The organism is Ruegeria sp. CG1 (assembly GCF_056537265.1).
In genome coordinates this window covers 25,203-37,886 of the sequence record NZ_JBQFRF010000006.1, presented here as the reverse complement: position 1 = coordinate 37,886, position 12,684 = coordinate 25,203, and the positions used below count along the sequence as shown (strand labels likewise).

Here is a 12,684-nt window from a genome sequence, read left to right as displayed (position 1 = left end):
CAAATGGATTCGATTCTGGTAACGGGCAATGGCCCGCTGAACGGGCAGATTCCCATTGCGGGGGCCAAGAATGCGTGTCTGACGCTGATGCCCGCGACCTTGCTCAGCGAAGAACCGCTGACGTTGACCAATGCGCCGCGTTTGAGTGACATCAAGACCATGACGGCGCTGCTGCGGTCGCTGGGGGCCGAGGTGTCTTCGCTGCAGGATGGTCAGGTCATTGCGATGTCCAGCCATGACCTGAACAGCCACACGGCGGATTATGACATCGTGCGAAAAATGCGCGCTTCGAACCTGGTGTTGGGGCCGATGCTGGCGCGGCTGGGGCAGGCCGTGGTGTCGCTACCTGGTGGATGTGCCATTGGCGCGCGACCGATGGATTTGCATGTCGAAGGGCTTGAGGCGCTGGGCGCCGAGATCGAGCTTAGAGATGGCTATCTGCACGCGAAGGCGTCGGGCGGGCTGAAAGGTGCTGTGCATGAGATGCGTTTTGCATCCGTGGGCGCGACCGAGAACATCGTCATGGCCGCCACGCTGGCCAAGGGCACCACGGTGCTGAAAAACGCCGCGCGCGAGCCCGAGATTGTCGATCTGGTCGAATGCTTGCGCAAGATGGGCGCTCAGATTTCGGGTGAGGGGACCTCGACCATCGAAATTCAGGGTGTCGATCGTCTGCACGGTGCGACCCATCAGGTGGTGACCGACCGGATTGAGCTGGGCACTTATATGCTGGCCCCGGCGATCTGCGGGGGCGAGGTTGAGCTGCTGGGCGGGCGCATGTCGCTGGTCGAATCCTTCGCCGCCAAGCTGGATGCGGCGGGGATCAGTGTTTCTGAAACCGACAAGGGGCTGAAAGTTTCTCGTAAGAACGGGCGTGTGACCTCGGTCGATGTGGTCACCGAACCCTTCCCCGGCTTCCCGACCGATCTGCAGGCGCAGATGATGGCGCTGATGTGCACTGCCGAGGGTGTGTCCGTGCTTGAAGAGCGTATTTTCGAGAATCGCTTTATGCATGCGCCCGAACTGGTGCGCATGGGCGCGAATATCGAGGTACATGGCGGCACGGCCTCCGTAACCGGGGTCGAACGATTGAAAGGTGCTCCGGTGATGGCGACAGACCTGAGGGCCTCAGTCTCGCTGATCCTTGCCGGAATGGCGGCGGAAGGTGAGACGGTTGTCAGCCGGGTCTATCATCTGGACCGCGGATATGAACATGTGGTGCGCAAGCTGGAAGGCGTGGGCGCAAAGATCGAACGGATTAAGGGTCAATGACAGACGCAAGTTTCAAAGATGGCCGCGAGGCACCGCTGAACCTTGGAGCCGAGGATGCGGATGATCTCCAGGTGATTGCGACCCTGACGCAGGATGCGGTTTTCCCGGTGACCGAGATGACATGGCAACCCGGCCAGCGCCGCTTTGCGCTGTTGCTCAATCGCTTTCGTTGGGAAGACAAGGATGCCGCTGCCCGGCGCGGTCGCGCCTACGAGCGGGTGCAGGCCGTTTTGATGTTCGGCTCGGTTCTGTCGGTAGCCAGTCAGGGCATCGACCGCAGCGACAAGGACATGATCCTGTCTCTGCTCTCGGTCGAATTCGAGCCAAGCGAGGATGGTGCGGGACAAATCCTGTTGACCTTGGCAGGCGACGGCGCGATCCGCCTGTCGGTTGAGGCCATCGATGCAACGCTCAAGGATGTGACGCGTCCCTACAAGGCGCCTTCTGGGCAAGCGCCCCATCACCCCGAGTGAAGAATAAACGTGGCATTGCTCAGGCCTTCCCGAATCCGCCACGCGGCATCGCGGTGCGGCGGGCAACCGTGTTTGATGTATTCGACATCAGCCGTGTTCTGATCCGATCGATCCGTGACCTCTGTCGGGCGGATCATCTGGATAATCCCGAAAACCTTTCCCGCTGGTCTGCCAATAAGGATCCGGCTTCGGTCCGAAACTGGATCGATAGTGGAGCAATCCTTTGGGTCGCTACGCAAATGGGAGTGGTTACTGCAGTGGGCGGTCTAAGTGGCGAGGGTGAGATATCTCTGCTCTATGTCGATCCCGATCACGCAGGGCGCGGGCTCGGAGCAGCGCTGCTGCACCGGTTGGAAGAGGAACTGCAAGCACGTGGCGCCTCTGAGGCGCATCTGCACGCGACCAAAACGGCACATTCGTTCTATCTGGCGCACGGCTGGCATGATGTCGGCGACCCGACGGAATGGCACGGCATCCCCCAATTCCCGATGCGCAAATCGCTGCACCCAGCGGCCTAAGGGTTGAGGCCACCCGGCCCGGGCGATAAGACCCGTTGAAACGCTTCCGGAGTCTCTCACATGCCCGCTTTCCTCGATACGACCTCCGCCGATTTCGAACCTGCATTTCAGGCGCTGTTGTCCGCCAAGCGCGAGGACAGCCCCGATGTGGATGCGGTCGTGGCGCAGATCATCGATGATGTGCGGACCCGTGGTGATGCTTCGGTGATCGAACTTACCGCGAAATTCGACCGGCTGGAGCTGACGCCCGAGACCATGGCCTTTTCATCCAATGAGATCGCCGAGGCCGTTGCGCAGGTCACGCGCCAGGACGGGGCCGCGTTGGAACTGGCTGCAGAACGCATTCGTGCATATCACGAAAAGCAGATGCCCGAGGATCATCAGTGGACCGATGAGGCAGGCGCAACACTCGGCTGGCGCTGGTCGGCGGTGTCGGCTGCAGGGCTTTATGTGCCGGGCGGATTGGCGTCCTACCCGTCGTCAGTTCTTATGAACGCAATACCTGCGAAGGTGGCGGGCGTAGACCGGTTGGCCATTGTCGTCCCCACACCTGAGGGTCAGGCAAACCCGCTGGTCCTGCTGGCGGCACAACTGTCGGGCGTGGATGAGATTTATCGCATCGGCGGCGCGCAAGCTGTGGCCGCGCTGGCTTATGGCACCGAAACCATTGCGCCGGTCGATAAGATCACCGGACCGGGCAACGCCTTCGTGGCCGCCGCGAAACGCCGTGTATTCGGCAAAGTCGGCATCGACATGATCGCGGGCCCCTCGGAAATTCTGGTCATTGCAGACAAGGACAACGACCCCGACTGGATCGCGCTGGACCTGCTCAGCCAGGCCGAGCATGACGAAAGCGCCCAATCCATTTTGATCACGGATGACGCAGAATTTGGTCAAGCCGTGACGCAAGCGGTGGAAAAACGTCTTGAGACCCTGCAACGCCGCGCCATCGCCCGGGCCAGCTGGCGCGACTTTGGTGCCGTAATCACTGCGCGCGATCTGGACGAGGCTGCCGCGTTGTCCAACCGCATCGCGCCCGAACATCTGGAACTCTGCGTGGCCGACCCGGTGGCGTTAAGTCAGCAAACGATCCATGCCGGTGCCATTTTCCTTGGCCAGTACACGCCCGAAGCCATTGGCGATTATGTCGGCGGCCCCAATCACGTGCTGCCCACAGCGCGTTCGGCGCGCTTTTCGTCTGGCCTTAGCGTGATGGATTTTCTCAAACGCACAACGCTCAGCCAGATGACACCCGAAGCTTTGCGCGCCATCGGCCCGGCGGCTGAAACGCTTGCGCAATCCGAAAGCCTCGAAGCGCATGGCCTGTCCGTTTCGGCGCGCCTTAACCGGCTGAATGGCTGAAGTGACGCAATGACTTGGCACGCATGGCGCTTCTGTACGTTGCTCAATGAAAATCGTTGTTATAGGTCTGTGCAGACGCAAGGATTGTGACCGTTAAGATGACCCGTATTTCGCATATCGAACTGGACGACCGAAATCTGCCCCCGCCGACACCGGAGATCGAGCAGGAGCGGAAGGTCGCCATATATGATTTGCTTGAAGATAACTCGTTCACGCTGCCAGCGCGCGACGATCGGATGATCCCCGACGGGCCCTACCATGTGCAGCTATCAATCCGTGACAAGCGACTGGTTTTCGATATCGCCACCGAAGCCAGCGAGAAGGCGGCTGAGTTTCATCTGTCGCTTGGTCCATTCCGGCAGGTCGTAAAAGACTATTTTCAGATCTGCGAGAGCTATTTCGATGCGGTGAAAACACTGCCGCCCAGCCAGATCGAAACGATCGATATGGCTCGGCGCGGCATCCACAACGAAGGCAGCCGCGTGTTACAGGAAAGGCTGGAAGGCAAAGCTGAGGTTGACACTGATACTGCCCGCCGCCTCTTTACGCTCATCTGCGTCCTTCATTTTGGAGGCTAACGGGTGACGCCTCTGCCGCAGTCCATTCTGTTCTGTTGCGACCACAATTCGGTTCGGTCACCCATGGCCGAAGGCATCATGAAGAAGTTTTACGGCACCGGCACCTATGTGCAATCCGCCGGTGTGCATAACGATCTTGAGATCGATGGGTTCTGCATCGCAGCCTGTCAGGAGATTGGCGTTGAGCTGTCCCGTCACCGCTCGCGTTCTTTTGACGAAATGGAGCAATGGGGCGATGACCTCAGTTCATTTGATCTGATCGTGGCCCTGTCACCCGCCAGCCAGCGAAAAGCGCTGGAACTGACGCGTTTTTTTCACCTCGATGTCGATTATTGGCCAATTATGGACCCTACCGGACTAGGTGAAACCCGCGAGGACAAGCTACGTCATTATCGACAAACCCGAGATCAGATCATCGCGCATCTGAAAGACCGCTGGGGCGAACCGACGGAGTGACCATGAACCCGACCGTGAAAACTTATTTTGATGCCTTCAATGCCGGTGATGTAGATGGCATGCTGGCCTGCCTGTCGGATGACGTGGCCCATCATGTCAACGAAGGTCAGATTCGCGTCGGCAAAGAGAAATTTGCCGCCTTCTGCGCGCATATGAACCGCTGTTACCGCGAGAACCTGACGGATATCGTGATCTTCGAGGCCGAAGGCGGTACCCGTGCTGCGGCTGAGTTCATCGTCAACGGAACCTATCTGGAAACTGATGAAGGTCTGCCAGAAGCGTATGGGCAGACTTACCGCTTGCCTGCGGGTTCGTTTTTTGACCTTAACGACGGGAAGATCACCCGCGTGACCACGTTCTACAACCTTGCGGACTGGACCAAACAGGTCTCGAATGGCTGAGATTTCGCAGGTCCGCGCAATGACCGGATCGACATTGGTCGACGCGTTGGATGAAGTCGCGCGCCTGCGGATCGACGTATTTCACGCCTGGCCATATCTCTATGATGGCGATCTGAAGTATGAGCGGAAATACCTGCAGTCTTACGTCGATAGCGCCAGGGCCATCGTTGTCGGAGCGTTCGACGGTGATACTTTGGTGGGTGCTTCGACGGGTGCGCCCTTGACGGATCACGCCGACGATTTCGCGGCCGCGTTCGAAGGCTCGGGCCTGTCGCTGGGCGATATCTTCTATTGCGCAGAATCGGTTCTGCTGCCTGAGTATCGCGGGCAGGGCGCAGGCCATACGTTCTTTGATCTGCGCGAAGCCCACGCCCATGCGATGGGATTCACCAAAAGCGCCTTCTGCAGTGTAGTACGCCCTGACGACCACCCCATGCGACCAGATCATTACCGCCCGTTGGATGCCTTCTGGCGCGCGCGGGGATATGCGCCGGTTCCTGGCGTCGTGGCGCTATTCTCGTGGAAGGATCGAGGCGACGATTGCGAAACCCAAAAGCCGCTTCAATTCTGGATTCGGGATTTATAAGCCATCCATGCGCGTCGCGCCGGGTGTTTGAAACGGGTTGTGGCATTGTGAGTTGGCGATGACATGTGCGGCCGAATTTGCCTGAAACACCCTGTGATTGTATAGTTTCACTTATTCAATTGCGCGTTTTCATGGGGAAATTTGATGAATTCCGTTTTCAATCGCCTGATTCCGGCCTTGGTGCCGCTGACTTTGATCACCGGTTGTGCCTACGAGAATAGGGCCTTTAATGCCGAGCAAACCGTGCTGTCGAATACATCGGGAGACGTTATCCAGCACGCTGTAGGGATCGGGGGTGCGTTTGAAACGGCACCAAAAACATTTCAGTCCACAAGCCTGTTGCTTGAACGCGGTCCTATTCGTACGTCGTATTATGCGCTGCAACTTTCAGATGCCTACAAAAGGCTGGGCGACGAAGCAGCGCGCAATCGGAATCTGACAGCGGCGGCACTGATCACTGTAGCAGGCGGTGCCGCGCTTGGAAGTGCGGCCTCGATCTCAGGGAAAGACCTGGCCTTGGTCTTGGCCGGTGGAGCTTTGATCAATGAAGGCGTCAAATACGTAAACCCTAACAGCGCGGCGCAGGCTTTCTACGTGGCATCCGAGTCAATGGCATGCGCAAGTACTGCGATTGCCGCCCATGTGCCTGTTGACACTCCATCTGACATTCGTGTGTCTTCTCTGACCCTTTGGTACATTCGAAAAATTGAGGTTTTGCTGCGCGCGGGATTGAAGCGGGACGTACCGGACTGGAACACGTTGCTCAAAAACCTTGGTTTGACGAGGCAAGGAGCCAATGAGGTGGACGCTCTGCGAGCTGGAGACATAAACCTCAGTGCATTGGAAGTAGACCTGGAAAAGTGCCTGAGGCGAGAACCGGTCGAGAAAGGCAAAGCCAAGACTTAGTACGTTGTGCGGGAGACTTTTCCGTGGTACAAAAAATACGCCTCTGTTTTTGACCTCAATCCGAAAACTGCCGCCGTTTTGCTGCGCGGATCTCGCGAGCTTGTTGTTCTTGACCAACGCGAAATGAATCCTCGACGAAATCCATATGTGTGCGTGCGGCGGTTTCTGCACGGTCCGGGTCGCCATCGATGATGGCCTGCGCGATTGCCTTGTGCTGATCAAGCAGTGCTTCACCCGTGCCGTCCATCGAGCGCAGGAAGCGGCGGTTGTAGAACACGCCTTGGCGCGTGAGGTCATAGATGGATGCCATCATGTGGATAAGGGTCGTGTTTTGGCTCGCATCGACAACGGCGGCGTGCAGTCGAAAATCAGCCTCTTCACTGGCATCCTGATCATCATTCTCCCAGGCTCGCTGCATTTCATCGATGATTTCAGCAATCCGTTCCTTGTCGGATTGTGTAGCGCGCTGTGCGGCGAGGCGGCTGGCAAAGGCCTCTTGCTCGCGCCGGTATTCAAGATAATCGTAGAAAGCACTGCCGTGCCGGGCATAGAGCGACAGAAGGGCGGGCGACATGGCACGACCGGTCAGTGGGGCGATAAAGGTGCCCTCGCCATGTCGCACGGTCACCAAGCCGCGATTTTCGAGGATTTGGAGTGCTTCGCGCAGCTTGGGGCGTGAAACGCCTAGGGCTTCCGCAAGCTCCCGTTCAGACGGGATTTTGCGGCCCTCTTTCAGGATTCCATCAACAATCATTGTCTCGATTTGTGCGACGACCGCATCGGCAATTGATTCGTGACCAACGGGATCAAAGAGGCTGTTCGTGCTCATAATTCCTGTCCGGTAGTTAGATTAAAGATCGTCGAGGTTGTTTATAATATTTACCACTAGTTATTGGCATTGCAAGAAAAACTACCCAAAAATACGGATGCTCGCCGCGCATATAAGCGTTTGTTTTTATTGAGTGTCGCAAAATTATTCGAAAATTCCGGGTTATGAAAGGTCAATCTTGGTTATGAGCCACATCACCACGGCGTAGCCAAATTGGTAAATTAAATTGTTGACTGAATTACAAGGTAAACAATATTTACCACTTAAGCCGTGCTCGCGGCGAGAGTGACAGCCAGACCACCGGCTGATCTTTACCTTGGAGGAGAACCCATGAAGACCACCCTGACATCGCTTGCCGTTGCGGCCTCGCTGCTGGCAGCCCCGGTTGCCCACGCGGCGGATAAGATGCTGCTAAAAACCCCAATCGCGTTTTCAACCGCTCTACCGGGCCTCGGCTCGCCGATCCCGCGCGTGGCCGAACAGCTGGACCTAATGTCCGGCGGCACGCTGAAGATGAAGGTTTACGAACCGGGCAAGCTGGTCCCGCCGTTTGAAATTCTGGATGCGGTGTCTTCAGGCAAGATCAATTCGGGCTATACCACCGCCGGCTACTGGGCGGGTAAGATCCCGGCTGCACCGTTGTTCTCGGCCGTTCCGTTTGGCCCCGAGGCGGGCGAATACATGGCGTGGCTCTACTATGGCAACGGCATGAGCTTGTATCAGGAGATGTATGATCAGGCCGGTTTCAACGTCCATGTCATTCCCTGCGCCATTATCGCTCCCGAAACCTCGGGCTGGTTCGCGAATGAGATCAACAGCCCCGAGGACCTGAACGGCCTGAAGATGCGCTTTTTCGGTTTGGGTGGCGAAGTGATGCAGAAGCTGGGTGTGGCCACCTCGCTCCTGCCCGGAGGTGAAATCTTCCCGGCACTGGAAAAAGGCGCGATCGACGCGACCGAATTCTCGATGCCTGCCATCGACGCACGCCTCGGTTTCCACAAGTTGGTCAAGTACAACTATTTCCCCGGCTGGCACCAGCAAGCGACGGTGTTTGAACTGATGATCAACAAGGACGTCTGGAACGAAGCCAGCGATCAGCACAAAGCGATCATCGAAAATGCCTGTAAGGCTTCGATGGCTGACAGCTTTGCCGAAGGTGAGGCGATCCAACACGCTGCGCTGCTGGACAACGTTGAAAACAATGGTGTTCAGATCAAGCAGTGGAACGACGAGATGCTGTCGACCTTCCGCGCGACCTGGGAAGAGGTTGCCGCAGAACAGGCCGCCAACGACGAATTCTTTGCCAAGGTTCTGGCCGACATGAACGAATTCCGTGACGGTTATGCGGTCTGGAAAGAGAACGCATTCCTCCCCCGCAAGTAAATTTGCCACTTGCGATTGTCCGGGGGCGGCTTCCTTCCGCCGCCCTCGGACCCTTCTGATTTTCTTTATTTTCCCCAACGACCCGGGCGCATTCACGTCCCCACTGCCAAACTCTTGAGGAGGAGACCATGGCCGAGACACAGCGTCATCAGGACGACCCGATTGAAGTCTATGAAAGTATCCTTGAGCATGGTGAGCCCGACCGTCAAAAGCTGGCAGTAGCGATCGACAACGGCGTCAAAGCGGTAGGTCATGTGGTCATGTGGGCCAACCTGTTGCTGGTTGGGGCCATCGTTTCACAGGTGGCGATGCGCTATCTACTGAACCAGAACTATCCCAAACTAGACGAGATCCAGTGGCATTTCTACGGGTTGGTGACGATGGTCGGCATCTCGTATGCGCTGGTCACCGACAGCCATGTGCGAGTGGACTTGCTGCATATGCAACTCAGCCAGCGTGCGCGGCGGATTATCGAGATCATCGGAATTTTCACCCTGCTCGTGCCGTTCATCTATCTGATGATCGATCAGGGCTATGACTATTTCTACGAAAGCTGGAGGGTCAACGAATCCTCGGACAGCCCCACCGGCCTGCCCGCGCGTTGGGCCTTGAAAGGTGTGATCCCGGCCAGTTTTGTATTGCTAGCATTGGCTGCAGCGGCGCGGCTGATCCACGACTTGCACGCCCTGTTCATGAACTTGGATGAGGAACGCCAGGGCAAAAGCCTGCGCCTGATCATCTGGGCCTTGCTGGGCTTCGCTGTGGTCGCAACAGCGCTGACCTTCCTCGTTGAAACGACCGAGGAAAAGCTGGTCATCGCCATGTTCCTGACCTTCATCGCGTTGCTGTTTACCGGCTTCCCGGTGGCGTGGACTCTGGCGGGTGTCGGTGTTGCCTATTGCGGACTCGCCTATCTGTTCGACAACGGCCTGATGAACTGGACCGGACTTGAGGAAACGCTGACCGGGCTTGATTACCTGACGCTGGGCGCGGTGGTGAACCGGGTCTATGCAACCATGTCTAACGCTGTTCTTGTGGCCCTGCCGATGTTCATCTTCATGGGTTTGATGCTGGACGAATCCGGCGTGGCTGAACGGCTTATGACCTCGATGCAGCGCCTGTTCGGCACGGTGCGCGGCGGGCTGGCCATTACCGTGACGATGATCGGGATCATCCTGGCCGCTTCAACCGGCATTATCGGAGCCTCGGTGGTGCTGCTGGGCGTGTTGTCTCTGCCCTCGATGATGGAGCAGAAATACAGCCCCTCGCTGGCGGCCGGTGTGGTTAGTGCCTCCGGAACGCTGGGCATTCTGATCCCGCCTTCGATCATGTTGGTGATTATGGCGGATCAGATGGCACTGTCGGTCGGTGATCTGTTCATGGCCGCCGTCTTCCCCGGCGTGATCATTGGCGCGCTGTATCTGACCTATATCTTCGTCGTTGCCCTGATCAAACGCGACGTGGCCCCGGTGCCCGAGGGCGCAACCCGTCCCGACTGGGCTGCAGTCAAGGATGTGCTGATCGCCGTTTTGCCCACACTGGCGCTGATCCTCGCCGTATTGGGCTCAATCTTTGCGGGCCTAACCACGCCGACCGAAGCCTCGGGCGTAGGTGCGCTGGGTGCCACACTGCTGGCGCTGGGATATCGCAAGCTGACGCTGGCCAAGCTGGTGAATGTGCTGAAAGCAACGTTCAACACCACCGCCTATATCTTCGCGATCTTCCTTGGTGCGACGGTGTTCTCCTATGTCTTGCGCGAACTGGGCGGCGACGCGCTGATCGAGGATATGATCCACGGTACCGGGCTCGGCCCAAATGGCACTGTCTTCATGATCCTGTTCATCGTCTTCCTGCTGGGCTTCGTGCTGGACTGGATCGAGATCACGCTCATCGTTCTGCCCTTGATGCGCCCCATCGTGAACGGGCTGGGCCTGGATATCGAAGGCTTTGGCGTCATCGATGAACCCGCGCTGGTGTGGTTCGTGATCCTTGTGGCGGTGACCCTACAGACCTCGTTCTTGACACCTCCGGTTGGATTTGCGCTCTTCTATCTGAAAGGGGTCTGTCCACCCGAGATCAAGCTGACCGATATCTACAAAGGCATCATCCCGTTTGTGATCTTGCAGCTGACCGGTCTGTTCTTTGTCTTCCTCTGGCCGCAACTGGCCACGTGGCTGCCCTCGGTTGCGTATTAAAAAGGGGGGTGCGGGATGACCGATGCCGATCTGATCAAGCGTCTTCAGGCCATTTGCGGGCGGCATCGCGTTCTGACTTCGGCCCGCGGCACCCGGCGATTTCGCCGGGGATTCAGATCGGGCGAAGGCGATGCGCTGGCGGTGGTTCGACCCGTCACGCTGCTGGAACAATGGAAGGTGCTGAAAGCCTGTGTTGCCGCCGATAAAATCGTCATCATGCAGGCCGCCAATACCGGCCTGACCGAAGGGTCCACACCCAAGGGTAGCTATGATCGCGATGTGGTGCTGATCAACACGCGGCGTATGGATGATCTGCATCTGATCAATGACGGGAAACAGGTGATCAGCTTTCCGGGCAGTACTCTGTTTGCGCTGGAAAAGCTGCTGGACCCGATCGGGCGCCAGCCGCATTCGGTGATCGGATCTTCGTGCATCGGTGCCTCAGTCGTTGGCGGGGTGTGCAACAACTCGGGCGGTTCGCTGGTCGAGCGCGGCCCCTCCTATACCGAGCTGTCACTGTACGCGCGGATCACTCAGGACGGCGAGCTTGAGTTGGTCAATCATCTGGGCATGCAGTTGGGTGATACACCCGAAGAAATCCTGACCCGACTGCAGAACGGTGATTTCTCAGCAACTGATATAGAGACCGACAATCGCAAAGCCTCTGACACCGATTACGCCCGTCGGGTGCGTAATGTAGATGCTGAAACGCCAGCACGCTTTAACGCTGATGAGTCGCGTCTATACGAAGCAGCGGGCTGCGCGGGTAAACTGGCGGTTTTTGCGGTTCGGCTGGATACATATGCCAAGAACGAAGCAGAACGTACTTTCTACGTCGGGGCGCATGACACCGAGGCATTCACGGAATTGCGCCGTCGCATCCTGTCCGACTTCAAAACCCTGCCGGTCAGCGCTGAATACATGCATGAGGAGGTATTCGATATCTCTGACCGCTATGGCAAAGACACCATGGTGATGATTGACAAGTTGGGCACCGATCGTTTGCCCACTTTCTTTGCGCTGAAGGGCGCGGTGGACGCGCGTTTGGAAGGCATACCGGTTCTCGGCAATTTTACCGATCGATTCATGCAGTTCGCGATGCGACTTTGGCCCGATATCCTGCCGCGCCGGATGCGGGCCTATCGGGATCGGTATCCGCATCACCTCATACTCAAAATGCGCGATGGCGGTATCGATGAAGCGCGCGATCTACTCAATGACATGACTGCCGAAGACAAGCTGGATTTCTTTGAATGCGACCTGCGTGAGGCAAAGATCGCTGGGCTACATCGTTTTGCTGCCGCAGGTGCAGCCATTCGTTATATGAAGGTTCATGCAGCCGAAGTGGAAGATATCATCGCCCTTGATATCGCGCTGCGCCGCAATGATGTCGACTGGTTCGAAGATTTGCCAGCTGAGATCGCGGATCAACTGGTCGGCAAGCTCTACTATGGCCACTTCATGTGTCATGTTCTGCATCAGGATTACATCGTCAAGAAAGGCGCAGACCCGAACGCGTTGAAGGCCGCAATGCTAAAGTTGCTGGACAAACGCGGCGCTGAATACCCGGCGGAACATAATGTTGGCCATCTCTATGCAGCCAAACCCGATCTGGCAGCTTTCTACAAGTCGATCGATCCCACGAACAGTATGAACCCGGGAATCGGAAAGATGTCCCGCAACAAGCACTATTCGTGAGACGGAACGCTGCTGACCCGTATCCGT

General features: G+C 57.4%; 13 protein-coding genes. 12 read left to right on the top strand and 1 reads right to left on the bottom strand.

What is annotated here, in order from left to right; translation table 11 throughout:
- The first annotated feature begins 3 nt into the window (after positions 1-3).
- From murA to ACR0AU_RS17165, 9 genes are all read left to right on the top strand, one after another.
- Positions 4-1,272, top strand: coding sequence for a UDP-N-acetylglucosamine 1-carboxyvinyltransferase (murA, locus tag ACR0AU_RS17205; protein WP_480796005.1), 1,269 nt, complete (start codon positions 4-6; stop codon positions 1,270-1,272).
- Complete coding sequence (locus ACR0AU_RS17200) at positions 1,269-1,745, top strand: DUF2948 family protein (protein WP_170408222.1); 477 nt, start codon at positions 1,269-1,271, stop codon at positions 1,743-1,745. Before murA ends, ACR0AU_RS17200 begins: the two co-directional genes overlap by 4 nt.
- Complete coding sequence (locus ACR0AU_RS17195; protein ID WP_480796004.1) at positions 1,742-2,263, top strand: GNAT family N-acetyltransferase; 522 nt, start codon at positions 1,742-1,744, stop codon at positions 2,261-2,263. Before ACR0AU_RS17200 ends, ACR0AU_RS17195 begins: the two co-directional genes overlap by 4 nt.
- Positions 2,264-2,323: 60 nt before the next feature.
- Complete coding sequence (hisD, locus tag ACR0AU_RS17190) at positions 2,324-3,625, top strand: histidinol dehydrogenase (RefSeq protein ID WP_480796003.1); 1,302 nt, start codon at positions 2,324-2,326, stop codon at positions 3,623-3,625.
- Between the two features lie 98 nt (positions 3,626-3,723).
- Entirely contained in the window at positions 3,724-4,203 is a 480-nt protein-coding gene (locus ACR0AU_RS17185) for a UPF0262 family protein (RefSeq protein WP_170398457.1), read from the top strand.
- 3 nt (positions 4,204-4,206) lie between these two features.
- A complete protein-coding gene (locus ACR0AU_RS17180; protein ID WP_170398460.1) occupies positions 4,207-4,659 on the top strand; it encodes an arsenate-mycothiol transferase ArsC in 453 nt (150 codons plus the stop codon).
- Between the two features lie 2 nt (positions 4,660-4,661).
- Entirely contained in the window at positions 4,662-5,060 is a 399-nt protein-coding gene (locus ACR0AU_RS17175; protein WP_170398462.1) for a ketosteroid isomerase-related protein, read from the top strand.
- Positions 5,053-5,646 carry a GNAT family N-acetyltransferase gene (locus ACR0AU_RS17170; RefSeq protein WP_480796002.1) on the top strand — a complete coding sequence of 198 codons (594 nt, stop codon included), beginning with the start codon at positions 5,053-5,055 and terminating at the stop codon, positions 5,644-5,646. The genes ACR0AU_RS17175 and ACR0AU_RS17170 overlap by 8 nt, the downstream gene beginning before the upstream one ends.
- A gap of 144 nt (positions 5,647-5,790) precedes the next feature.
- Complete coding sequence (locus tag ACR0AU_RS17165) at positions 5,791-6,552, top strand: hypothetical protein (RefSeq protein WP_480796001.1); 762 nt, start codon at positions 5,791-5,793, stop codon at positions 6,550-6,552.
- A 55-nt stretch (positions 6,553-6,607) separates the two neighbouring features.
- Here the strand turns inward: ACR0AU_RS17165 and ACR0AU_RS17160 are convergent, their stop codons facing one another.
- The gene (locus ACR0AU_RS17160; RefSeq protein ID WP_170408227.1) at positions 6,608-7,381 is read right to left on the bottom strand and encodes a FadR/GntR family transcriptional regulator; all 774 of its coding nucleotides are present in this window, start codon (positions 7,379-7,381) and stop codon (positions 6,608-6,610) included.
- A 330-nt stretch (positions 7,382-7,711) separates the two neighbouring features.
- Here ACR0AU_RS17160 and ACR0AU_RS17155 point away from each other — a divergent pair, with 330 nt between their 5' ends.
- The 3 genes from ACR0AU_RS17155 (at position 7,712) to dld (ending at position 12,657) form a co-directional block, all read left to right on the top strand.
- On the top strand, positions 7,712-8,764 hold the full coding sequence (locus tag ACR0AU_RS17155) for a TRAP transporter substrate-binding protein (protein WP_170398473.1): 1,053 nt from the start codon (positions 7,712-7,714) through the stop codon (positions 8,762-8,764).
- Between the two features lie 128 nt (positions 8,765-8,892).
- The gene (locus ACR0AU_RS17150; protein ID WP_480796000.1) at positions 8,893-10,959 is read left to right on the top strand and encodes a TRAP transporter large permease subunit; all 2,067 of its coding nucleotides are present in this window, start codon (positions 8,893-8,895) and stop codon (positions 10,957-10,959) included.
- Positions 10,960-10,974: 15 nt separating this feature from the next.
- The gene (gene dld / locus ACR0AU_RS17145) at positions 10,975-12,657 is read left to right on the top strand and encodes a D-lactate dehydrogenase (protein WP_480795999.1); all 1,683 of its coding nucleotides are present in this window, start codon (positions 10,975-10,977) and stop codon (positions 12,655-12,657) included.
- Positions 12,658-12,684 lie beyond the last annotated feature (27 nt).